This window comes from Telluria sp. ZT3P25 (genome assembly GCF_059685895.1).
The window spans coordinates 660,111-682,630 of sequence record NZ_JCASIJ010000002.1 but is presented as its reverse complement, the minus strand read 5'-3'; the positions used below and the strand labels follow the sequence as shown (position 1 = coordinate 682,630).

Here is a 22,520-nt window from a genome sequence, read left to right as displayed (position 1 = left end):
GGTTGACCCGGACGATTCAGGCCGCAACGGCGACAATACCCTGCTCGCGACAGAATTCGACGATGCGCTGCAGCGCGGCTTCGGCTTCGTGCTCTTCCAGGCCGATGCCGAAGTGGTAGCGATGGGTGGCGGTGTCGATCTCGATACGGCCCTGGCCAAACCCCAGCGCATCCCATTTACCTTCCGGTGTCCAGGCCTCATGTTTGGGCAACAGGCGCACGGCGCGGATCTCGTGCGCCATCAGCGCCAGCGGCACCGACGACGGCAGGCTGCCTTCGCGCGCGATGTACAGCGCATCCTGGAACACGAAATTCCGGTACAGCGCCCACGCTGCCAGGACCATGATCACCAGCGCACCGACCGTCAGCAGTATGAACCCGAGCGACGGATCGTGGTGCCAGCCATTGCCAAGGCCCGAGGCCACGACCCAGACGAAGACCACCGACATGAACGCCGGGAAGCCCCGTTTCTGGGTGGGACAAACGATATGCAAGGTGGGACTCGGGCGCATTCCTCTTCTTCGGCAGCGACAATAACCGCGCACGATACCATTTTTGCGGCGCCGCAGCGAATTCAGATGCCCTGCAGGCGCCCCGCAAACCACCCCAGTTCACCGGCCAGCGCAGCGCGGATCGGCCCCGGGGTGAGGCCGGTCCAGCGCTTGAACGAGCGCCGGAAGTTGGCCACGTCATGAAAGCCCAGGTGGCGCGCCACCGCGTCATTGTCGGCTCCCTCGGCCTGAAACAGCCAGAGCGCCACGTGCGTGCGCACCCCGTCGAGCTCACCCTGGAAATGGGTGTGGTGCCGCAGCAGCTGACGCTTGAAGGTGGCCGGGCTGACGCCGAAGTCGCCCGCCGTGCGCTCGAGCGTGGGCGCATCGCGCACGTGCGCCAGCAGGTAATCGTAGAGCGCTGCCAGCAGGCCGGGCGCCTGCCGTGGTTCCAGTTCGGCCGCCTGGTGCGCCAGGCGCGCGGCCATTTCGCTGGCACGCGGCCATGGCCGGTCGAGCCAGCCGGACGGCAGCAGCATCGCGTCGAGCTGGCAGCCAAAGCGCAGTTCGGCGCCAAGATGAACATGATGCTGCTCGATGTGGCGTGGCGCGCCCCGATTGAAGCAGAAGCGCCACGGCAGGCGCTCGCCGCCAAGCCAGCGGCACAGCGCCACCACGGCCGTCATGTGCATCTCGACCAGCGCCGGCCGCAGACTCGGCGCGCCATACGCATCGACCCAGTACAGCAGCGCCACGTCGTCCCAGGTCTCGAAGCGCGGACGCAGCAGCGGCGTCAGGCCGGCGTGGAAGCGGCACAGCGTCTGCAGCAGCGTGCGCAGGTTGGGCGCCTGCGCCAGCGCGTGGCTGGCTGCGCCGTCGTGCCCCGGCAGCAGTTGCTGGCCCAGCATGAAGCTGGTGTCCGGGCTGTCCAGCAGACGCAGGGTGTTCGCGAGCTGCTGCAGGTACTGGCCAGGCGTCGTTGCGCTGTCCGCGCCCGGATCGCATCCGCGCAGCAGGTCGGCGTCAAGCGCATCGCGCGAGCGGCCGTATTCCAGCGCCAGCGCGCTGTGCCGGCGCGCCGCGGGCGAGACTGCCGTGGCGGCCTGCCAGACGATCACACTGTGTCCATCTGGCGGTCCATCTGCCGACACAGCGCGCTAAGGAGCGCATCGGGCGCGCCGCGCGCCGGCGCGCAGCCATGGCGCAGTGTGATGTGCACCCGGCCGCCGGGTGCGTGATGGCGCATCGACGACACCATGCGGCACAGATGGTCGGCCGCGGCGCGCGCCTCGGGTTCGCCCAGGCCCGGCATCAGCACGGCAAAACGGTCACCCGCATAGCGGCACAGCAGGTCGTCGTTGCGCAGGTTCAGCAGCAGCATGTGGGCGACAGCCTGCAGCGCGCGGTCGCCCTCGGGCTGGCCGTGCTCGCGGTTGATACGGTGGAAGGCGTCGATATCGAACAGCACCAGCGAACCGACGCCGTCCGTCCGTTTGCTCTCGATGTGCAGTTGCGCGCGCAGGTAGGCTGCGTCGGCCAGTTGGGTAATGCGGTCGAACGGCCGGTGGTTGCGAAACAGCCGTTCGCGCTTGCGCATGTGGTCCGACAGCGTGGCCTGCTCGCGGCGCCAATACACCATACCAGCAGTCAGAACCAGCATCCCCAGCGGCAGCAGCGCCTCCAGCACGTTGTCCCACAGCGCGGCTTTCTCGATATCGAACACTTCATCCAGGCAGTCGGCCCAAGACCCCAGCATGATGCAGGCCAGGCCACCGGCCAGCAGGCGCGTGACCACGCCGTCGGGCCGGCTGGCCAGGACCAATCCGCACCACAGCGCCGCCAGTAAGGCCGTGCCGCCCTCGCTGGCGATGTCCACCAGGTCCCATGTTGCGAACGGGATGGCCGGACCGGCACCGGCAAACAGGAATACGACGGCGCCAAGCAGGCCGGCGATCAACAGAACGTGGCGGATCAGGGGAGACATGGAGACGTGATCAAGGCAGATCGCCGGAACATAGCGTAGCCAGATGACCGCGGCATGACAGGATGACCAAGCTGTGGCGCCACGGCACAGGGTCAAAACAGCTCACCGTGACCGGCACTGCGCAACCCGGCGCGGCGCCCATCCCATGGTGTCGCCAATACAGGCAGGGTCAATTCGGCTCAGGCACGCCATGCACTGTGCCAGATACCGGATGGCGACCGATCGTGGTCACCGATAGGTCACATTCAGGCACCAGAATCCGCCGCATCCCAACCATTGGATTCTCCCCCATGCGCCACTTTGCCCTCCCCGCCCTGACCGCCGGCCTGCTGGCTGCCGTTGGCGTACATGCCGCCGAACCGGCCAGCGTGATCGTCACCGGCCAGCGCGCCAGCCTGGCGCGCGCCATCGCCGCCCAGGAGCAGGCTGACAATATCGTCAGTGTCGTCAGCAGCGACGACATCGGCCACCTGCCGGACAAGAACGCGGCCGAAGCGCTGGCGCGCATGCCGGGCGTCTCGGTCCAGCGCGACCAGGGCGAAGGCCGCTACGTCGTGGTGCGCGGCCTGGATGCGGACTACAACAGCGTGACCATCAACGGCGCGCTGGTGCCGTCGCCGGAAGCGACGCGCCGCGCAGTGGCGCTGGACGTGCTGCCGGCCGGGATGATCCGCTCGCTCGAAGTGACCAAGTCGGCCACGCCGGACCAGGATGCCAATTCGCTCGGCGGCAGTGTCGAGGTCAAGACCTTGTCGGCCTTCGACCTGCCGGGCAAATTGCTGAACGTGGGCGCGGCGGTTGGCCACGACACCAACACGAGCCAGAACAGCCCGAGCGCCAACCTGCTGTGGGCGCAGCGCTTCATGGACGGCAAACTGGGCGTGGCCGCCGGCATCTCTGGCGAAAAACGCAAGTTCGGTTCGGACAACGTGGAAACGGGCGGCGACTGGAACGGCAAACGCCTGGCTGGCTTCGAGCTGCGCGATTACCTGCCCACGCGCGAACGCCGCGCCGGCGCCATCAATCTCGATTACCGCCCGGATGCGACGACGAGCTACGCGCTGCGCGGCTTCATCAGCCGCTTCTCGGACGAAGAATCGCGCGACCGCATGACGATCGGCGATTTCGAAGGCAATGAAGACGGTGTGCTCGAAGGTGAAACAGATACTGCCACCGTCGAGCGCCGCCTGCGCCAGCGCAAGTACACACAAGAGATCCGCTCGCTTACCGGATCGCTCGATCGCCGCATGGGCCAGCACTGGAAGCTGCACGCCGAAGCGGCGGCCAGCAGCGCCACCGACAAGACGCCGGACGCGATTGCCGATGCACGCTTCACCAATCTCGAGAGCTTCGATGGCATCGGCTTTACCAATCCCCGCACGCCGCACCTGATTGCGCCCGCCGGCGTGGCCGACGCTGCCAACTACGAACTCGATTCGTTCGCGCTCGAACGCGCCTCGGCCAAAGACACTACCCGCCAGCTGCGCCTGGACCTGCAGCGCGACTTCGACGCCGGCGACTGGAACGGCGCCGTCAAGTTCGGCGCCAAGACCACGCGCCGCGACAAGAAGACCGACACCGAGGCCTGGGAATACGGCAGCGACGACCCGACCGATGACGATTACTTCGGTGCCGGCCCGACCTCGATGAGTGCGTTCGTGAATGGCACGCGCCTGAACTACCCGTTTGCCAATCTCGGTTACGCGATCGATCCGGCGCTGGTGCGTGCACGCCTGGCGGGTCTGGCGCGCGACCCGGCCCGCGTGGCCGTCGATTCGGCGCTGGACGACTTCAAGCTGCAGGAAGACATCGACGCCGCCTACCTGCAAACGAGCCTACGCCGCGGCGCCTGGTCGCTGCTGGCTGGCGTACGGGCCGAGCGCACGCGCTTTACGGCCGACGGCTCGCAAGTGGCCGGCGACGTCATCACGGCGAGATCAAGCAGCCGCTCGTACACCAACTGGCTGCCGGGCGTGCACCTGCGTTTCGATGTCGACCAGGCCACCAGCGTGCGCGCCGCGTGGAGCAACTCGGTCGTGCGCGCCAACTTTGCCCAGCTGGCGCCGGGCGTGAGCCTGGATGGCGACGACGAAGCGACGATCGGCAATCCTGATCTGGCGCCGCTGCGCTCGCACAACCTGGACCTGGGCATCGAGCGCGTGATCGGCGGCGATGGCGTGGTTTCGGCCTATGTCTTCACCAAGGCCATCCGCGACTTCACCTACACCACGGACCTCGCCGGCAGCGGAGAATGGGCTGACTACGCGAGCGCGATCTCGTACAAGAATGGCGACAAGGCGCGCGTACGCGGCATCGAGCTGGCCTGGCAGCAGCCGCTGCGCATGCTGCCGGCGCCGTTCAATGGTCTGCTGGTCGGCATCAACGGCAGCATCACCAACTCGCGCGCCACGATCGACAGCGCCGATGGTGACGGTGGCCGTGCCGCGCGCACGATCCGCATGCCGGGCCAGTCGAACCGCGTCGGCAACGTGATGCTCGGCTACGAAGCCGGCCCGTTCAGCGCGCGCCTGGCAATGAACTACAAGTCGCCGTACCTGCTGGAGCTGGGTGAGGATACGCTGGACGCGACGCAGGACCGCTTCGTCGACACCCAGAAACAGCTGGACCTGTCGATGTCGTGGAAGCTGGACAAGCGCTGGCAGGTCACGTTCGACGCCAGCAACCTGAATAACGAACATTACTATGTGTACCTGGGCGACAAGTCGCGCAATGCGCAGCACGAACAATACGGCCGCACCTACAAGATCGGCCTGAAAGCGAGCATCTTCTGATGAACAAGACCGTGTCTCCGATCCTGCACGCCGTCCTGCTGGCCTGCTCCCTGGCCGCGCCGGCATGGGGCGCCGCACCCAAGATCCCGGCCACCCTGAACGACGCCGAAGAACTGGCCGCGCTGCCCGGCGGCGGCTGGCTGGCCTTGGACAAGCGCGCGCTGCGCCTGGTCGGCGCCGATGGCCGTGAACGCGCCAACCTGCCACTGCGTGGCGAACGACTCGACCTGCGCCCGCTGGACGGCGGCGCGCTGGCCATCGTCATCGACGCCAACGCCGAACGCGCGCTGCCGGTGCAGATCGATGTCAAGGCCGGCACACTGCGCGCGCTGCCCGTGCTGCCGGATACGGGCTTTGGCATCGAGGCGGCCTGCCTGTACCGCGATGCGCAGCAGCTCGACTACGTGTTCCTCGTTGCGAAGGATGGTCAGGCGCAGCAATGGCTGCTGGGTAGCGGCGGTAGCGGGGGTAGTGGCACCAGTAGCGAGCACCGCCTCGTGCGCCGCCTGGCGCTGCCGTCCGGCGTCGAGACATGCCGCGTCGACGATGCGCATGGCACGCTGTTCGCGGCCGAGGAAGGCATGGGCCTGTGGGCGTATGGCGCCGATGCCGAAGGCCCGCCAGCCCGCACGCCGGTGGCGCTGGAGGCGCCGCACGGTCGCTTGACGGGTGAACTGACCGCACTGGCCGTCCTGCCGGGCGGCGTGGCCGCGATCGACGACAAGGGTGCCCTGCTAACCTGGAAACGTGACGGCAAGCGCTGGCGCGCGCTGCCGGCGCGCCCGCTCGGCGCGCAGCAACTGGTGGCGCTTGCACCGGCGTCCGACAAGCTGGCCGTGCGCACGAAGCAAGGCTGGCAAGCCCCGGCGCTGGCCTGGAAGGCCGGCAGCGCGCCGCCCAAACGCCTGCCGATCGTGCTGCCGCGCATGCAGACCGAACCCGTCGCGCAGCTGGGCGACGCGGCCGACGATCCGGCGATCTGGGTCCATCCGACCGATCCTGCCAAATCGCGCATCCTGGGCACCAACAAAAAGCAGGGCATGCTGGTGTATGACCTGCAGGGCCGTCAGACGCAACTGCTGGCAGCCGGCCGCCTGAACAACGTCGACCTGCGCCAGGATGTGCGCTTCGGCACCGAGCGCTTCGACCTGGCCGTGGCCACCCAGCGCGACGAGCAGGCGATGGTGCTGTTTGCGATTGATGCGAACGGCGAACTGCGCGAAGCGGCGCGCCTGCCCACCGGCCTGGGCGACATCTACGGCACCTGCCTGCTGCGCACGCCCGAAGGTGGGCTCGACGCGTTCGTCAACGACAAGGACGGCCGTTACGAGCATTACCAGATCACGCGCAATAGTGGCCAGTTTGGCGCGAAGCTTGCGCGCACGTTCAAGCTCGCGTCGCAGCCCGAAGGCTGCGTCGCAGACGACCGCAGCGGCCTGCTGTTCGTGGGCGAAGAAGACCGCGGCCTGTGGGTGACGTCGGCGCGCGCCGACCAGCCGGCAACGCTAAAAATGGTGATGCCGGTGGGCGAATGGCTGCACGACGATGTTGAGGGCATGGGCATCTACCACGGCGCGAAACGCAGCTACCTAGTGGTGTCGAGCCAGGGCAACAACAGCTACGTCGTGTTCGATGCGGCGGCGCCGTTTGCCGTGCGCGGCGCGTTCCGGGTGGGGCTCGATGCGGTCAACGGCATCGATGGCGCGTCCGAGACCGATGGGCTGGAAGTGACATCGGCCAATCTGGGCGGCCCATTCGCGCGCGGCATGCTGGTGGTGCACGACGGTTACAAGCGCATGCCGGACGGGGCGCAGAACTACAAGGCCGTGGCGTGGGACGATATCGCCAGGGCGTTGCAGCTCGACTAAGAGCACCTGACAAAACCGTTCGACATACCGCTAACAGATGAGCGAGCAGGCAGGTGAAAGGAACGCCTGGAGGATGTCTGCTCGTCGCTCATCTCGTATGCGCAGTCTGCTAAAGCGGTGTAGCCAACCTACGGTGCGTTCGACGACCCGCCGCCATCGGCCGAGCCGTTCGCGCGACGCTACGTCATGGCGCGCGATTCGAGCCGCAATGCCGCGTTTGCGTCAGCTTTGCAGCTTGCCGAGCTGGCAAAGTTACACACTGTCTCGACCGACAACTGTCGACCCAACGCGGTCATCCGTAATGCCTCACGATCTCAACACATTCAGCCAAAAGCTGTGCGCGAAAGCGCGCTTCGACACTCGCCAATCTCGCATCCGTCTCAAGCATCGCCGCTGGATTCCACAACAATCGAGCGGTTCCAACAGGGATATCACGAGGCACTGAGTCGGTAAACTCTGCAAAGACTCGATGCTTCGTTTGAAAGTGTGGACCGAGCCAGATCAATGAATTTTCGATTCGTCTCGCTCCCACATAGAGACCGACCTGCAACGACAGAAGTGCACGCGCCGCGCTTACAAGGCGTCTTGTTCGAGCATCTTGTTGTTCAGGCGTCAAGTTGAAATTCCATTGGTAGCCGCGACAGGCCGGAACCGACCCGAAGCGGACGATCGCCGTCAGAGACTGTCGTCGTAAGTCGCATCGATACCTCGCCAGCCATGCTCATCAAGTATTCGTCCAGAAAAACCCATTATTTCTCGCCAAGTCTTAGTCTTTAGCATCTCATCTAAAAAGTTGGGAAGGGCGGCCGCCCGAGCATCGTAGTAGGCATTGAATTCCGCTAGCGATGCTAGTTCCTCGTCCGAAAACTCGCTCTTGAACCGTTTGTCCGTAGGATGGTAGAAGTCGTCAAACCACTGATTTACCAGCTCATTCGCTATGTTCACTGGAGTCTGCTTTTGGTACAAAAGCTGGTCGCTTTCAGAGGCGATCAAATTCAAGAGATTGATGATATTGGTCCTGTGGGGAGTCATGAAATCCTCTTTGAAGTCTCAATCTTCAACGACCGCTATTGGCTGAAATCGGCCGGTCGCTGTCAGGCTGGTACCGCCCCATACCGGACGCTGGCAGCTACTACGGATCATCGTGTATGCGCCACATTTTGCTTTGCGGCAGATACGTCAGAAACGGCATTTGCTCCGCATTTTCGGGCGTGATGTCCGCAGAGAGTTCCAGAGTTTTCGCTAAGTTCTCAACAAATGACAACACTTCCTCATGTGCCAATTGGCTATTAATTTCCTTGGGCGAGATGTCGAGTTCTAATTGCTCAGCAATGAAGAAGTGGCAGCAAATTTCCACCGGCCCGCTCAACAGAATCGATAGGAGATGTGAACCTTCTCGGTTTCCGAGAGCTATGTGCGATCCGGGAAATGGAGCCGCCACTCCGTCAAATGTGTACGAGCATTCGTATTGGCTGAGCAGTTGGTCAAAGCGATTCCAATGCACCGCCTCGGTATCCTGTACGCAGATGTCTCGAAGCGATCCATCGCATTCCCATAGTCCTACTACGTCGTGGAAGTCTGGTCTCATGTAAGTGATGATCGACTGGTAGGTATGGATGTTGAATGCCTGGTCCTGGCCGAACCCGGTCGGTCGGTCAAGCATAGCAGGTAGCCAAGTTGAAAATCCAGCTCAGCTGCGACAGGCAGCAACCGGCCCGAAGCGGACGGTTAGGCAGGAGGAAAGTCCTCATACGACCTGGGCAAGTAACCCCAGATCCTGAGTACATCGTCCCGCACGTCAAATTCGAAACCAATGGTTTGGACGACGTTTGATATCTCTTCCGTATGGTCGATAACTCTAGATTTAAGAAGACGTCCTTCCGCCGGTAAGCCCTCGTACAAGCCAATATCGAACCACTCGACCGATGCGAATGGAAACGGCAGATGGTAAAACCACTCCACATCCCATCCAGAAATATAGCCTGTGACCGACTTGGACCTATACGAAGGCCGCCATCCGGTTTGGTTACGGAAATAGCTAATTAGCTCATCCCAACGAGTGTTATTCGAGGCACGTGCCAGATTTCTCGCAGATACAGCAGCATCGGTCTTTTTGCGTGTCGCATTATCTTGCGCAATGCCTGCATGCGGCAATTCTTCCATTTCACCCTCTATGTTCTTCGGCGTGCGACTGTCTGCTTCTGGCCGATAGCGTAAGTTCCATCATCCTCAGTCTACCGGGCAGAATTGCTCACTTGAAAATTTTTGTGTGCGGCCTAGGTGGCTGACTGTCTTGGCTCTGGCTAGTAGCAGCCAACCGGTCCAAGCACATCATTTCCCGGGCACCCGTTAGCGCCCGTCGCCCCGAGGCAGCCTATCAAACGGGAAATTATTGGCTCAAGAAAAACCGCCTCGGGATTCTAACGCCGTGTCACCCACAATCGCGCATGGAAATCTTGAAATAATTTCTGCGCCCTGATCGCTTTACATCGCATTACTAGTGCAACGTCTAGTCATATTCAGGCCCCGATTTCAGATGCTCCATGGCGATATTTATCGAATGGCTGCTGAAGCCCCGGTAAGCCAGGAAGCGATAAACCTTCTGCCGCAGTTCTTGTGTCATCCCCGTCTGTGCAATGTCCTTTCGAAATTTCTCGACCACAACGACAACGCGCTCATCTTCCGGCTCCATTTGCTCGATGGTTGCCTTCGTAAGTTGCTCGTCGATACCCTTCTGTCGGAGAGTCAGGGCGACTCGCGCGTCGCCGACCCGTGGTTCGATCTGCCGGGTTTTCATCTCCGCATACCGTTCATCTGACTGGTAATTCAACCCCTGCAGCAGTATCAGTGCGTCATCTGCCTCCTGTTCGCTGTAGCCTCGCAGGACTAGCTTGCGCCGCAGTACGGCTGCTGAATACTCCCGTTTGGACAGGAGCCATCCGGCATACTGGTGCGCCGGTTGCTTCGGTTTTTGCTGTGGCTGAGCCGGGTCGCGCGCCTTATACTTTGGCTTTTTGTCGGACGTCCTTGCATATTCTCCAGGAGCAGGCTTTTTCGTCCCGAAACTGGTCTTGGAAACCTTCTTCTTGTAGTCGGAGCTGCGTGTGATTTTGGGCACACCATCCTGCGCCGGGGCCTCCTCCGTCTCAAGAGTCCGTTGCGGAAGCTTGCTGGGCCGGACGGTCTGGTCATCCTTGCTCTTCGGCCTCGCTCCGAAGCTCGATCGCTTCGGCTTTTCGCCACTCCCATACCCTTTAAGGTCCTCATCGGTGACCTCTACAGGTTTTCCGGTCTTCGAGTTGATCAGGTACATGGATAGGTCAGGCTCGCGGCATGATTAACGATGTCGGCGTCAGAAGAAGCGCCTCGCCGGACCATTGTATTCCCTGCACAGGTGCACAGGTGCACTGGCGGCTTGTGGCCGAATCCGGCCGGTCGAGCCAGCATAGCAGGTTGGCAAGTTGAAAATCCAGTGGTAGCCGCCACAGGCCGGTACCGACCCAAAGCTGCCGTTGGAGCGCATGCCTGAGTTCACCTTCTCAGTAAATCGTGGCGAGGCATCAATGATCCAGATACGGCTGCAAAATCTGCTCGAGCCAGTCGATAAAGAAACGCACGCGTCGCGACAGATTGTGCCGGTGCGCCACCACGACCGATACTGGCAAGGGTTCAGGACGCAGATCGGGGAGGATTTCGACCAGCTCACCACTTTGGAGGAATTGAGCCAGGCTCGGCAATCCAGCCTGAATCAGCCCGAGCCCGGCCAGGCCAGCACCATGGTAGGTTTGCACATTGTTCACGCTGACGGATCCCGGTAACTGCAGCACTGCATAGCCGTCGCCGTCCGGATATTCCCAGCCAAACGGCCGGGTCCCCAGTGTGGGCGTGTAGTGCACCATCCGATGTCGTTGCACCAGCAGATCTTGCAGCGTGTGCGGTACGCCATGGCGTGCGAGACAGGCGGGGCTGGCTGCATTGACCATCCTTAAGGTGCCCAGCCGACGAGCGATCAACGTCTCGTCGTAGATGCCGCCAATGCGCAGCACGCAATCCATGCCTTCCTGGACCAAATCGACGCGCCTGTCGGTGCTTGAAATTTCCAGTTCGACATCGGGGTAGGCGTCAGTAAATGTCAGCATGGCCGGAATCACGATCAGCCGGGCGAATTCGGTTGGCAGGTCGATGCGGATGCGACCGCTCAGAGGCGCGTCAGTGCCACTGAACATCGAAGCCAGATCCTCGGCATCGGCCAACAGACCGCGTGCCCGTGCGTAAAAGCTGCGCCCATCCTCCGTCAATTGCACCGTGCGGGTCGAGCGGTGTAGCAGCCGCGCACCCATCTGGGCCTCGATCTGGCGCACCACGTTCGACGCGCGCCCCTTTTGGATGCCAAGACTTGCCGCTGCATGCGTGAAGCTGCCCATTTCTGCGATGCGAACAAAGATCGTCAATGCTTCCAAATTTTGCATTGTGATTTATTGAGGTAACAATGAGTTTTTATTGGGGTACTTTATAGCATAAGTTGCACGACGCATACTGGACGCTTCTGGAGCAAGCAAGGCTGCTCCACACTTTGGAGACCATGATGCGCTACAACCAAATGGGTAACACCGGGCTCTTTGTGTCGCAGCTTTGTCTCGGCACGATGACCTTCGGCCATGCGGGTCAGGCAGGCCTGTATCACGATATCGCCGGGATGGACCAGCCGACGGCGGACGGAATCGTCAAGCAATGCATTGACGCTGGGGTCAATTTTTTTGACACGGCGGACGTCTATTCACATGGACACTCTGAGCGCATGCTTGGCCAGGCATTGAAAAACCTCGGTGTGGCGCGCAAGGATGTCGTCATTGCCACGAAGGTCTTCAACCCATCTGGCCTTGGTCCGAATGACCGGGGCGCCTCGCGCGGGCACATCATGGATTCGGTCGAGGCAAGCCTGGAGCGTCTGCAGCTGGACTATATCGACCTGTATCAGTTGCATGCCAACGATCCGGTCACGCCAATTGAGGAAACGCTACGTGCGCTCGACGACCTCATTTCGCGCGGGCTGATTCGTTATGTGGGTGTCTCGAACTGGTCGGCCTGGCGCATCGCTAAAGCCAATGGCCTGGCTAGTCGCCATGGATTTTCGCGCTTTGAAACAGTACAAGCCTACTACTCCATTGCGGGCCGCGATCTGGAGCGTGAAATCGCACCGATGCTGACCGAGGAAAAGATGGGCCTGCTCGTCTGGTCACCACTGGCCGGCGGTCTGCTGTCGGGCAAGTACGGTCCAGATTCGACGAATGTAGGACGGCGCGCAACGTTTGATTTTCCGCCCGTCGACAAGGATAAAGCGTGGGAATGCGTGGCAAGCATGCGCCTGATCGCACAGAAGCATGCAACCAATGTTGCCAGCATCGCATTGGCGTATGTCTTGGCAAAGTCTTTCGTGACATCAGTCATTATTGGCGCCAAACGCCTTGAGCAGGCCGCGCAGAACCTGGCCGCCGTTGATATCGAACTTGATGCTGATGATCTCGCCGCGCTCGACAAAGTCAGCCAACTCATACCCGAATACCCTGGCTGGATGCTTGAACGGACGGCGCCGACACGCATGCCTTCAGGTAAGCAAGTCATGCCCGCTACCTCTTCCCCCACCCCACGTTAAAGGTTTCATCATGAGCATTCGTTCGACCGAATTCAACGGCGTTGTCATTTTCCATTCCGGCTACGGTCACACCACAAGGATGGCCGAAGCCGTAGCCGTAGGCGCGCAAGCAGCCCTGTTGCCGATCGACGCGGAGGGAAATCTGTCTGACGAAGCGTGGACACAGATCGACGCAGCGCACTTTGTCATTCTCGGTTCGCCAACGTATATGGGAGGGCCGAGTTGGCAATTCAAGAAGTTTGCTGACGCGTCGTCCAAACCATGGTTTAGCGATCTTTGGAAGGACAAGATTTTTGGTGGCTTTACGAACAGCGCTAGTATCAATGGCGACAAGATGGCGACACTACAGTATTTCACTTTGTTGGCAGCGCAACATCGCGGTATCTGGGTAGGGGTGGGTATGAAATCGTCCAATACCAAAGCGTCGCAACGCGATGACGTCAATCGGATGGGGTCTTTCCTTGGTCCAATGGCGCAAACACCTGCCGATGCGTCGCCTGATGAAATGTCGCCCGGGGATCTCGAAACGGCCCGTCTTTACGGAGTGCGTGTTGCTGAGATAGCAGCCAAGATTTTCCCGAACACGGTCAAAAGCATGGCTCTGGAAGACTTGTAAGCAAGGAAACGGTGCGATGAAAAGCAGTAATCCCTTTCAACAAATTTACGAATTAAGCTCATGAATATGTCAACCGCAGACTTGTCCCAGCAACTCCGCACAGAACGTATTGCAGTTGAACACTGTATCGCGCTTTCAGCGAACAAAACCCGATCTGGTGGATTCAGTGCTGGCACCCACATGGGAAGACCTTCCACTGGCGCCAGGCCAGGAACCTGGACCAGCCGGCATCCAGCCCATCATTCGCATGGTTGCGTCCGCGTTCCCGGACATACAAGTAACTATCCATGACATGCTCCAGGAGCCAGGCAAGATCGGTGTACGTGCTGAAATCAGTGGCACTCATTTGGGTGAACTTTTCGGCATCGCGCCAACCGGAAAAAAGGTAAGCTTCCGCCTACACGAATTTCATACGATCGCCAACGGCTTGATTACGACTACGTGGCATATGGAAGACTGGTTCGGGCTGTTCTTGCAGATTGGGCAATTTCCACCGCAACGTTGACCCATTTCTTGGCAGGCAAAAGGCTTACATGGATTTCATCGCAAGCCGGCTGACCTTCACACAGAATGGAAACCCGCGCTATATGCTCAGAACAAGTTTTTCGGTTTGTTGCGAACACTTACTGCTGTGAAACTCCCTGCTTTTTTTCTCCGAGAATCATGCCAGCTTGTACGTCCGGTTTTGGCCGAAAGCGGACGTTCAGCATGGCTCAGTGTACAAGCATGTTGCGGCCAGACGAAGTAACAGGTTTTTGTCAGGCGGTCCAAGCCGGTCACGCCTGCTGCGCCGTCGGCGCGCCGGTCGCCGGCTCCAGCAAGTGGCTGCTCAGCCAGTGCGCCACTTCCGCTGCCCTGCCCTCGATTTGCGGGCCGAAACCCTCCTTGGCCAGCAGCGCAATGCCGTTCGGATTACGCAGTACGCCCTTCTGCAGCACCGGCCGGCCGCTGGTCGTATCGATGCAGAAGGCGTCGAAGCCCGCCTGCAGCAGCGGCGCGAGCACCAGATTGTGCGACGACACAAGCACCAGGTCGTGCCTCGACAACTGTTCGAGCACCGCAGCGGCAGCGGACACCGACTCGAGATGGTTCGTACCGCGAAACACCTCATCGATCAGGCACACGCCGGCTGGCTGGCCGGCTACCTCGAGCAGTTCGCGGGCACGCCGCAATTCCGCCATATACAGGCTCTCGCCGCCAAGCAGCGAATCCTCGTTCTGCATGCTGGCGCGCACCGGCACCGCCGGCAGGCGCGCCCGCGTGGCATAGCAAAAGCCGAATGCGCGCGCCGCGAGCAGGTTCAGGCCCACCATGCGCAGGAAGGTGCTCTTGCCCGACGCGTTCTGGCCCGAGACGAACGCGCCGCGCTCATGCAGAGACAATGACAGCGGCGCCGGCTGCGCCATCAACGGATGCACGCCATCCTCCAGCAGCAGCTCACGCGCCGTGCCCCGTTCAGCCCAGCACCAGCGCGGCATCGCGTGCAGGTGCCGCGCCAGTGCCACGTCGGCTTCGAGGTTGGCGCACGCCAGATAGCACTCACGCAGAAACGCGCGCTGCCCGAACACGATGCGCGCCGTCCGGAAGTAATGCGCGATATTCCCGGCAGCGAACCAGTCGGCATACTGCCTGCCGCCCGGGATCATGCGCAGCGCGAAGGGCCGGTCGAGGCGCACGTGCAGACGCGCGGCGGTTGCGCGCGCCGCCACGAACGGTTCGGTCAACGTCCCGCCACCCTTGCCGAGCAAGCCAACGGTGGCAAGCAGCGCGCCCAGCGAGCGGATGGTCGCGGTCCAGCCCTCGATCTGCTGGTGATAGCGGATCTGCAGCGCCATCAGCGGCGCAAGCGCGGCCAGCGTCAGCATCCAACCCAGCGGCAACGTCACCAGTGCGGCGACCGACACCACGAGCAGCAGCGGCAGCAGCCACAAGCAGCGTGACCACCACGGCGTCACGGGCGGCGTCTCGCCGAACAGCAGCGCGCTCACGTCGACATCCGCATGGCGCAGCATCCGCAGTTGCGCGTGCAGCGCGGCCAGGTGTGCGGGGTCCGCGATCAGGCCTTGCAGGCGCGTGCGCTGGGTGCTGCAGGCGGCCGCGTCAACGCCTGCGCGCAGGCGCCGGTGCAGTACCTGGCGACCGAAGATGCTGGCATCGGGCGCCAGCTTGTCCTCGAACGATGGCAGCAGCAGGTCGTCCCAGGTCTGGGCATCGATGCTGGCGCGGTTGGCGCCAGCCTGGTCGTGCAGACGCCCGATATCCTGGGGCGTGAAGAAGTGGTTCGGGGGCGGCGCAGTCGATGGCGCCAGTGTGGCGAGGGCGGAACGCCAGAGATGTTGCAGGTGGTCGAACGACGACAAGGTCAGTCCTGAAAAGAGCCGGCGGCGCCGGTTGCAAGATGCATGTGTAGACGGCGTGACGAACTTGCAAGAAGGAAAACGTTCCAGTAGCGAAATTATCTTTTTTGCATAATGAACGCTGCTACGGACAATGTTCGTTTCCCAACATACCGAGGCAATAAACACTGGCACGATGCCTTCTTGACCATCTCTATAACAATGTCCAGGAAAGGCAGGCCCTCATGAAACGCGCTTCGCTCGCCGCCGCACTATGCCTCGTGTTCGGCTCCGCCACTGCCCAGCAGGGCGACGGCACCCAGTTTTCCACCAAGATCAACGTCTGGAAACCCAACAAGGTCGAAGCGACGCCCGAGCGGATCCGTGCGCTCAAGACGCCTCCCGGCTTCACGGTCAGCGCGTTTGCAACCGGCCTGAAAAACGCCCGCATCATCGCCGTCGCGCCCAGCGGCGACATCTATGTGAGCCGCCGTGACCAGGGCGACGTACTGCTGCTGCGCGACACCAACAACGACGGTCGCGCCGACGGCGAGCCGATCACGGTGGCCAACCGCACCGGCGCGCATGGCCTCGCGATCCGCGACAACAAGCTGTACCTGGTGACGGTCAAGGAACTGTTCGTGGCCGACATCCAGAAGGATGGCCGCCTGGGCGAACTCAAGATGCTGATCGGCGACCTGCCCGACTCGGGCCAGCACCCGAACCGCACGATGGCCTTCGGCCCGGACGGCATGCTGTACCTGAGCGTAGGCAGCACCTGCAACACCTGCAACGAGAGCAATCCCGAAAACGCCACGCTGCTGCGCATTTCGCCGGACGGCAAGCAGCGCACCATCTTTGCCAGCGGCCTGCGCAACCTGATCGGCTATGCCTGGCATCCGACGACGGGCGAGCTGTGGGGCTTCGACCATGGCATCGACTTCCTTGGCGACGACGTGCAGGCCGAGGAGATCAACAAGATCGAACTGGGTAAACAGTATGGCTGGCCGCACGTGTATGGCGCCAATGAGATCTACCCGCAAAGCACGCCCGTGGGCGAGATCACCAAGGAGCAGTGGAAAGCGCGCAGCACACCGATGGTGCTCGGCTACACGGCGCACGCAGCGCCGATGCAGTGGGTGTTCGGCGCCGGCAGCGCGTTCCCGGCCGAGTACCAGGGCGACGCCTTCGTGACGATGCGCGGCTCGTGGAACCGGGTGCCGGCATCGGGCTACGAAATCGTGCGCGTACGCTACCAGAACGGCCAGCCGACGAAGGTCGAGCCGTTCGTCACGGGCTTTTTGACCGATGGCGGCAAGACCCACATCGCGCGCCCGGTCGGGCTGGCGATGGCGAAGGACGGTTCGCTCTTGATGGCGGACGACGCCAATGGCGTGATCTACCGGGTCGCCTACACCGGCGGCAAGGCTGGCGCTGTGGCCAACACACCAGCAAAAGCCCCGGCAAGCCCGCTGGAACAGCAAACCAGCAAGGGCACCAATGTGCCGCTGGCGCTCAAGCGTCCCGAGACCGACGCCAAAGGACAGATGACGGTTTCGTCGCCGAGCTTTGCCGCCAACGGCATGATGAACGAGCGCTACACCGAATACGCCGATGGCGTCTCGCCGGCGCTGTCGTGGAAAGGCGTAGCAGGTGCGAAGTCGTACGTGATCATCGCGGAAGACCCGGACGCCAAACCCGCCCTGCCCTTCGTGCACTGGGTGATGTGGAATATCCCGGCCAATGTCACCAGCGTGCCGGAAGGCGTGCAGGAGCAAGCCCGCCTGTCGGATCCGGACGGCGTGCTGCAAGGCCTGACGACGCGCGGTTCGCCGGGCTACTACGGGCCAAAGCCGCCACCGGGTGAAGCCGCGCACCGCTACCACTTCCAGGTGATGGCGCTTGACACGATGCTGGACGTGCCGTTCGGCGCCGACCGCGACCAGGTGCTGGCCGCCATGAAGGGCCATGTACTGGCCAAGGGCGAAATCGTCGGCAAGTACGCGCAGAAGCAGAAGCCGCAGAAGTAAACCCTGACCGGCGGTCGTGTCCGCGGCCGCCCGGACGGACACCGCGGACAGCGGTGTCCGCGACTGCCCGCCATACAAATCAATGACTTAATGTCTGGCACGGATCGTGCAATAACGACCATCATACCGTCGTTACTGGACCACCATGATTCCCGAGCCATCCCGGCAGGACACCACCCTGACGCCGCCCCCGGCGCAACGATTCAAGCGCCGCGCCTTGATGATCGGCGCGGCTGCTGCGCTGGTTGCCGTCAGCGCGCTGCTCTTCGCCGCCTGGAACAACAGCGAACATAGCGTCTCGGCCAGCCGCATCCGCATCGCCGAGGTCGCGCGCGGCACGCTGGTGCGCGACGCCGCCGTCAATGGCCGCGTCGTGGCCGCCGTCAGCCCTACCCTGTACGCCACTGCCCCGGCCACCGTCAACTTGAAGGTCGCTGCCGGCGACACGGTCAAGAAGGGCGACGTGCTGGCACTGCTCGAATCGCCCGACCTGACCGATGCCCTCAAACGCGAAGTGTCGACCTGGGAGCAGCTCAAGGCCGAAGTCGCGCGCCAGCAGATCCTGTCGCGCAAGCAGAAACTGCTGGCCCAGCGCGAAGCCGACACCGCCGAAATCGACCGTCTGTCGGCCCAGCGCACGCTGGAGCGCTACGACAGCGTCGGCCAGATCGGCATCATCGCCAAGATCGACTACCAGAAGGCGAAAGATGCCGTCAACTCGGCCGGCATCCGCGCCCGCCACGCCAGGCAGGCCGCCGCACTCGAAGGCGACGACGTCGAACTGGCGATCAAGACCAAGACCAATGAACTGGAGCGCCAGCGCCTGTCGATGGCCAACGCCCAGCGCCGCGTCGACGAACTGACCGTGCGCGCACCGGTCGATGGCTTCATCGGCACGCTCAATGTGCAGCACCGGATGGTGGTCGCCGCCAACGCGCCCTTGATGACGCTGGTGGACTTGTCGCGGCTGGAAGTCGAACTGGAAGTGCCCGAAACCTACGCCGGCGACATGGGCCTGGGCATGCGCGCCGAGATCACCCTGCCGTCGGGCCGCGCCACCGGCACGCTGTCGGCGCTGTCGCCCGAGGTGGTCAAGAGCCAGGTGCTGGCGCGGGTGCGCTTCGATGGCGCGCAGCCGACCGGCCTGCGCCAGAGCCAGCGCGTCAGCGCGCGCCTGCTGATCGAGGAAAAGCCGGACGTGCTGATGGTGCAGCGCGGCCCGTTCGTCGAGAACGAGGGCGGGCGCCATGCCTACGTGATGCACGACGGCGTGGCCGTACGCACGCCGATCCGGATCGGCGCCACCAGTATCTCGGCCGTTGAAATCATCGACGGCCTGAAAGCCGGCGACAAGGTGGTGGTGTCGGGCACCGATGCCTTCGACAATGCCGCACGCGTCTCAATCAATCAATGAACCACGGAGCCAGACTATGCTGCGCATGACCAACCTGAGCAAGGTGTACCGCACCCACATGATCGAGACGCACGCGCTGCGCGGCTTCGCGATCCACGTCAGCCAGGGCGAATTCGTCACCGTGACCGGCCCGTCCGGCTCGGGCAAAACCAGCTTTCTCAACATCGCCGGCCTGCTCGAAGAATTCACGTCGGGCGAATTCATTCTCGACGGCGTGAACGTCAAGGGCCTGGACGACGCGGCGCGCTCGCGCCTGCGCAACGAAAAGCTCGGCTTCATCTTCCAGGGCTTCAACCTGATCCCCGACCTGAACCTGTTCGACAACGTCGACGTGCCGCTGCGCTACCGCGGCTTCAATGCGCGCGAGCGCAAGGAGCGCATCGAGGACGCCCTGGGCAAGGTGGGCCTGGCCTCGCGCATGAAGCACTACCCGGCCGAACTCTCGGGCGGCCAGCAGCAGCGCGTGGCGATCGCACGCGCGCTGGCCGGCAGTCCGAAACTGCTGCTGGCCGATGAACCGACCGGCAATCTCGATACGCAGATGGCGCGCGGCGTGATGGAACTGCTCGAAGAAATCAATGCGGCCGGCACCACGATCCTGATGGTGACCCACGACCCGGAGCTGGCCGTGCGCACCCACCGCAACGTGCATATCATCGACGGCCAGGTGTCGGACCTCGTGCGGCGCGCCCCATCGCTGCACCAGGCCCATACCGACGTCACGGCATAAGGAGCGGCGATGTTCGGCTATTACCTGATGCTTGGCGTGCGCAGCCTGCGCCGCAATCCGTATCTCACCGTGCTGATGGTGCTGACGCTGGCAATCGGCGTGGCGGCCAGCGTGTCCACGCTGACCATCCTGCACGCGATGTCGGGCGACCCGATTCCATCCAAGAGCGAGCGCCTGTTCGTGCCGTTCATCGACAACGGCGGGCGCGATGGTTACAGCCCTGGATCGGAGCCGATCGATATGCAGTCGACCTACCAGGACGCAATGAATTTGCTGCGCAACCCGCCGGCCGAACGTGGCGTCGCCATGTTCGCCACCGGCATGCCGGTCGAGCCGCCGCGTGCCGGCAGCGCCCCGTTCCAGGCGTATGGCCTGGCGCCGACACGTACATTCTTCGCGATGTTCGACGTGCCGTTCCGCTACGGCCAGCCATGGAGTGCAGAGGATGAAGCGCGCGGGGCCAATGTGGTGATCCTGAACCGCACCGTGGCCGAAAAAATGTTCGGCGAGGCCAATCCGGTGGGTCAGCGCCTGCGCATGGGCGGCGAACCGTTCACCGTGGTGGGCGTGCTGGGCGACTGGAACCCGATGCCGCGCTACTACAAGCTGATTGGCAGCGGCCCGGCCACCGGTGAAGAATTCATGATCCCGATGGCCACCGCCGTGCGCAAGGAGCTGCAGCCTTACGGCAGCGTCAATTGCAGCCAGGTCCGCGATCCGGGCTATGCCAGCCTGCTGGCCTCGGAGTGCACCTGGATCCAGCTCTGGTTCGAGACCCGCTCGGGCGCCGATCGCGCCGACCTGCAGGGCGCGCTCGAGAATTACGCCAGCGAGCAGCGCAAGCTGGGGCGCCTGCCACGCCCGGCGCCAGTCGAACTGTACGACGTCATGGGATGGATGGAAAAGCAGAAAGTGGTGGGCAACGACACCCGGTTGTCGGCCTGGCTGGCCTTTGGCTTTTTGGCCCTGTGCCTGGTCAACACGGTCGGGCTGCTGCTGGCGAAGTTCTCGGTACGCGCCGCCGAAGTGGGCGCGCGCCGCGCGCTGGGGGCGTCGAAGCGCGACATCTTCCGCCAGTTCCTGATCGAGACGGGCGTGGTGGGCCTGGCCGGCGGTGTACTGGGACTGGGGCTGGCTGTCGGCGCGCTGGCCCTGATCGGCATGCAGAACAAGGACATGGCGGCCGTGGCGCGCATGGACTGGCAAATGCTGGCCCTGACCTTCGTGCTGTCGATTGCTGCTGCAGTGATCGCGGGCCTGCTGCCAACCTGGCGCGCGTGTCAGGTCACCCCCGCCATCCAGCTCAAATCGCAATGAACGCTCACCACACCATCACGGGAGACTGACCATGGAAATCCGCCCCATCCTGTCGGCGCTCATGCGCAACAAGACCGGCCCCATTCTGGTGGCCATGCAGGTCGCCCTGAGCCTGGCGATCCTGGCCAATGCCCTGCACATCGTCAATGACCGGCGCGCCGTGGCGGCGCGCCCATCGGGGTTGCAGCACGAAGCCGCGACCTTCTATTTTTCGCTGCGTCATCTGAACCAGGACACGCCGGAACAGATGCTCGCCTCGATCAAGCGCGAGCTCGACGTGCTGCGCGCGGTGCCGGGCATGGTGGCGGTGGCGCAGGTATCGCAGATGCCGATGTCGAACAGCGGCGGCACGTCCAGCATCGCGGCCGATCCCCGACAGGCGCGCGAAAGCACCTACGCATCGACCTATTTCACGGGCGATTCGCTGGTCAGGGCCCTGGGCCTGCAACTGGTCGAAGGACGCGATTTTGCCAGCCCGGACATCCCCGAGGTAAACGAAACGACCAACGCCGAGGTGCCGACGCAGATGATCGTGACGCGCGCCCTGGCCGGCAAGCTGTGGCCCGGCGCATCGGCGGTGGGCAAGACCCTGTACTTCGGCATCGGCGATGGCGCGCCCGGCGCCCGGGTGATCGGCGTGGTCGAGCGCCTGGGGAGCGCCCACGCCGAAGTGGGCGAGCGCGGCGAATTTTCGATGATCATGCCCGCACGTCACTATGGCAGTGGGGGTGCGATGTATGCGATGCGCAGCGAACCGGGGCAGCGCGACCGTGTGATGCAGGCCGCCGAGCAGGCGCTGCGCGCATCGTCGTCCACACCGATGATCATGCGCATCAAGACGACCGAAGAAGACCGCAAGAACCGCTATCGCGCCGACCTTGCACTGTCGTGGATGCTGGTGACGGTCAGCGTGCTGCTGCTCCTGGTGACCTGCAGCGGCATCGTCGGCATGGCCAGCCTGTGGGTAACCCAGCGCCGCAAGCAGATCGGCGTGCGCCGTGCACTTGGTGCGCGCAAAATCGACATCCTGCGCTACTTCATCGTCGAGAACGTGATGATCACGAGCGCCGGCGTGGCGGGCGGCGTGCTGCTGGGCGTTGGTCTGAACCAGCTTTTGGTGACGAAGCTGGAGATGGCGCGTCTGCCGGTGGCGTACCTGATCGGCGGCGCACTGATGTTCTGGGTGATCGGCATCCTGGCGGCGTATGGCCCGGCCTGGCGCGCGGCGCGCACGTCGCCGGCGCTGGCCACCCGCAGCCTGTGAGAGGGCGCGCGGGTGCTATGCTGGCG

19 protein-coding genes and 1 pseudogene are annotated in these 22,520 nt (G+C 63.0%); 10 read left to right on the top strand and 10 right to left on the bottom strand.

Translation table 11 applies throughout. The features are described from left to right. Window positions 1–16: 16 nt before the first annotated feature. The 3 genes from AC56LY_RS21595 to AC56LY_RS21585 all read right to left on the bottom strand — a co-directional run bounded on the left by AC56LY_RS21595 (window position 17) and on the right by AC56LY_RS21585 (window position 2,474). A complete protein-coding gene (locus tag AC56LY_RS21595) occupies window positions 17–511 on the bottom strand; it encodes a hypothetical protein (RefSeq protein WP_499583065.1) in 495 nt (164 codons plus the stop codon). A gap of 62 nt (window positions 512–573) precedes the next feature. Further along, window positions 574–1,608, bottom strand: coding sequence for an AraC family transcriptional regulator (locus tag AC56LY_RS21590; protein WP_499583063.1), 1,035 nt, complete (start codon window positions 1,606–1,608; stop codon window positions 574–576). Next, on the bottom strand, window positions 1,605–2,474 hold the full coding sequence (locus AC56LY_RS21585) for a GGDEF domain-containing protein (protein ID WP_499583061.1): 870 nt from the start codon (window positions 2,472–2,474) through the stop codon (window positions 1,605–1,607). The genes AC56LY_RS21590 and AC56LY_RS21585 overlap by 4 nt, the downstream gene beginning before the upstream one ends. A gap of 290 nt (window positions 2,475–2,764) precedes the next feature. Between AC56LY_RS21585 and AC56LY_RS21580 the strand changes: the two genes are divergently transcribed. Next, complete coding sequence (locus AC56LY_RS21580; RefSeq protein ID WP_499583059.1) at window positions 2,765–5,266, top strand: TonB-dependent receptor; 2,502 nt, start codon at window positions 2,765–2,767, stop codon at window positions 5,264–5,266. Beyond that, a complete protein-coding gene (locus AC56LY_RS21575) occupies window positions 5,266–7,134 on the top strand; it encodes a phytase (protein ID WP_499583057.1) in 1,869 nt (622 codons plus the stop codon). The genes AC56LY_RS21580 and AC56LY_RS21575 overlap by 1 nt, the downstream gene beginning before the upstream one ends. A gap of 30 nt (window positions 7,135–7,164) precedes the next feature. Here the strand turns inward: AC56LY_RS21575 and AC56LY_RS21570 are convergent. The 6 genes and pseudogenes from AC56LY_RS21570 to AC56LY_RS21545 form a co-directional block, all read right to left on the bottom strand. Then, window positions 7,165–7,356: pseudogene (locus AC56LY_RS21570) on the bottom strand (IS5/IS1182 family transposase); the annotation flags it as partial. A 453-nt stretch (window positions 7,357–7,809) separates the two neighbouring features. Further along, window positions 7,810–8,166 carry a hypothetical protein gene (locus AC56LY_RS21565; RefSeq protein ID WP_499583055.1) on the bottom strand — a complete coding sequence of 119 codons (357 nt, stop codon included), beginning with the start codon at window positions 8,164–8,166 and terminating at the stop codon, window positions 7,810–7,812. Window positions 8,167–8,266: 100 nt separating this feature from the next. Then, window positions 8,267–8,797 (bottom strand): hypothetical protein, encoded by a 531-nt coding sequence (locus tag AC56LY_RS21560; protein WP_499583053.1) that lies wholly within the window; start codon window positions 8,795–8,797, stop codon window positions 8,267–8,269. 65 nt (window positions 8,798–8,862) lie between these two features. Beyond that, window positions 8,863–9,297 carry a DUF6678 family protein gene (locus AC56LY_RS21555; protein WP_499583051.1) on the bottom strand — a complete coding sequence of 145 codons (435 nt, stop codon included), beginning with the start codon at window positions 9,295–9,297 and terminating at the stop codon, window positions 8,863–8,865. A gap of 346 nt (window positions 9,298–9,643) precedes the next feature. After that, window positions 9,644–10,447, bottom strand: coding sequence for a regulatory protein RecX (locus AC56LY_RS21550; protein ID WP_499583049.1), 804 nt, complete (start codon window positions 10,445–10,447; stop codon window positions 9,644–9,646). Window positions 10,448–10,694: 247 nt separating this feature from the next. Further along, window positions 10,695–11,603, bottom strand: coding sequence for a LysR family transcriptional regulator (locus AC56LY_RS21545; RefSeq protein WP_499583047.1), 909 nt, complete (start codon window positions 11,601–11,603; stop codon window positions 10,695–10,697). A gap of 116 nt (window positions 11,604–11,719) precedes the next feature. On the opposite strand from AC56LY_RS21545, the gene AC56LY_RS21540 reads away from it, so the two are divergent. From AC56LY_RS21540 to AC56LY_RS21530, 3 genes are all read left to right on the top strand, one after another. Then, the gene (locus tag AC56LY_RS21540) at window positions 11,720–12,787 is read left to right on the top strand and encodes an aldo/keto reductase (RefSeq protein WP_499583465.1); all 1,068 of its coding nucleotides are present in this window, start codon (window positions 11,720–11,722) and stop codon (window positions 12,785–12,787) included. Window positions 12,788–12,797: 10 nt separating this feature from the next. Next, a complete protein-coding gene (locus AC56LY_RS21535) occupies window positions 12,798–13,403 on the top strand; it encodes a flavodoxin family protein (RefSeq protein WP_499583045.1) in 606 nt (201 codons plus the stop codon). Between the two features lie 115 nt (window positions 13,404–13,518). Further along, window positions 13,519–13,908 carry an ester cyclase gene (locus AC56LY_RS21530; RefSeq protein ID WP_499583043.1) on the top strand — a complete coding sequence of 130 codons (390 nt, stop codon included), beginning with the start codon at window positions 13,519–13,521 and terminating at the stop codon, window positions 13,906–13,908. Window positions 13,909–14,179: 271 nt separating this feature from the next. Here AC56LY_RS21530 and AC56LY_RS21525 read toward each other — a convergent pair whose 3' ends face one another. After that, window positions 14,180–15,763: a MutS-related protein gene (locus tag AC56LY_RS21525; RefSeq protein ID WP_499583041.1), complete on the bottom strand. Its 1,584-nt coding sequence runs from the start codon at window positions 15,761–15,763 to the stop codon at window positions 14,180–14,182. A 221-nt stretch (window positions 15,764–15,984) separates the two neighbouring features. On the opposite strand from AC56LY_RS21525, the gene AC56LY_RS21520 reads away from it, so the two are divergent. The 5 genes from AC56LY_RS21520 to AC56LY_RS21500 all read left to right on the top strand — a co-directional run bounded on the left by AC56LY_RS21520 (window position 15,985) and on the right by AC56LY_RS21500 (window position 22,494). Continuing rightward, window positions 15,985–17,769: a YbhB/YbcL family Raf kinase inhibitor-like protein gene (locus AC56LY_RS21520; RefSeq protein ID WP_499583039.1), complete on the top strand. Its 1,785-nt coding sequence runs from the start codon at window positions 15,985–15,987 to the stop codon at window positions 17,767–17,769. Window positions 17,770–17,914: 145 nt separating this feature from the next. Further along, window positions 17,915–19,183, top strand: a complete 1,269-nt coding sequence (locus AC56LY_RS21515) for an efflux RND transporter periplasmic adaptor subunit (RefSeq protein ID WP_499583037.1) — start codon at window positions 17,915–17,917, stop codon at window positions 19,181–19,183. Between the two features lie 16 nt (window positions 19,184–19,199). Continuing rightward, window positions 19,200–19,913 carry an ABC transporter ATP-binding protein gene (locus AC56LY_RS21510; protein ID WP_183554333.1) on the top strand — a complete coding sequence of 238 codons (714 nt, stop codon included), beginning with the start codon at window positions 19,200–19,202 and terminating at the stop codon, window positions 19,911–19,913. A gap of 9 nt (window positions 19,914–19,922) precedes the next feature. Next, window positions 19,923–21,230 carry an ABC transporter permease gene (locus AC56LY_RS21505; RefSeq protein ID WP_499583035.1) on the top strand — a complete coding sequence of 436 codons (1,308 nt, stop codon included), beginning with the start codon at window positions 19,923–19,925 and terminating at the stop codon, window positions 21,228–21,230. A gap of 31 nt (window positions 21,231–21,261) precedes the next feature. Beyond that, a complete protein-coding gene (locus AC56LY_RS21500; RefSeq protein ID WP_499583033.1) occupies window positions 21,262–22,494 on the top strand; it encodes an ABC transporter permease in 1,233 nt (410 codons plus the stop codon). Window positions 22,495–22,520: the final 26 nt, after the last annotated feature.

Excerpts from the sequence above, each read along its gene's own strand:
- AC56LY_RS21595 (WP_499583065.1), bottom strand. The coding sequence starts at position 511 with ATGCGCCCGAGTCCCACCTTGCATATCGTTTGTCCCACCCAGAAACGG.
- AC56LY_RS21585 (WP_499583061.1), bottom strand. The coding sequence starts at position 2,474 with ATGTCTCCCCTGATCCGCCACGTTCTGTTGATCGCCGGCCTGCTTGGC.
- AC56LY_RS21580 (WP_499583059.1), top strand. The coding sequence starts at position 2,765 with ATGCGCCACTTTGCCCTCCCCGCCCTGACCGCCGGCCTGCTGGCTGCC.
- AC56LY_RS21575 (WP_499583057.1), top strand. The coding sequence starts at position 5,266 with ATGAACAAGACCGTGTCTCCGATCCTGCACGCCGTCCTGCTGGCCTGC.
- AC56LY_RS21565 (WP_499583055.1), bottom strand. The coding sequence starts at position 8,166 with ATGACTCCCCACAGGACCAATATCATCAATCTCTTGAATTTGATCGCC.
- AC56LY_RS21560 (WP_499583053.1), bottom strand. The coding sequence starts at position 8,797 with ATGCTTGACCGACCGACCGGGTTCGGCCAGGACCAGGCATTCAACATC.
- AC56LY_RS21555 (WP_499583051.1), bottom strand. The coding sequence starts at position 9,297 with ATGGAAGAATTGCCGCATGCAGGCATTGCGCAAGATAATGCGACACGC.
- AC56LY_RS21550 (WP_499583049.1), bottom strand. The coding sequence starts at position 10,447 with ATGTACCTGATCAACTCGAAGACCGGAAAACCTGTAGAGGTCACCGAT.
- AC56LY_RS21545 (WP_499583047.1), bottom strand. The coding sequence starts at position 11,603 with ATGCAAAATTTGGAAGCATTGACGATCTTTGTTCGCATCGCAGAAATG.
- AC56LY_RS21540 (WP_499583465.1), top strand. The coding sequence starts at position 11,720 with ATGCGCTACAACCAAATGGGTAACACCGGGCTCTTTGTGTCGCAGCTT.
- AC56LY_RS21535 (WP_499583045.1), top strand. The coding sequence starts at position 12,798 with ATGAGCATTCGTTCGACCGAATTCAACGGCGTTGTCATTTTCCATTCC.
- AC56LY_RS21520 (WP_499583039.1), top strand. The coding sequence starts at position 15,985 with ATGAAACGCGCTTCGCTCGCCGCCGCACTATGCCTCGTGTTCGGCTCC.
- AC56LY_RS21515 (WP_499583037.1), top strand. The coding sequence starts at position 17,915 with ATGATTCCCGAGCCATCCCGGCAGGACACCACCCTGACGCCGCCCCCG.
- AC56LY_RS21510 (WP_183554333.1), top strand. The coding sequence starts at position 19,200 with ATGCTGCGCATGACCAACCTGAGCAAGGTGTACCGCACCCACATGATC.
- AC56LY_RS21505 (WP_499583035.1), top strand. The coding sequence starts at position 19,923 with ATGTTCGGCTATTACCTGATGCTTGGCGTGCGCAGCCTGCGCCGCAAT.
- AC56LY_RS21500 (WP_499583033.1), top strand. The coding sequence starts at position 21,262 with ATGGAAATCCGCCCCATCCTGTCGGCGCTCATGCGCAACAAGACCGGC.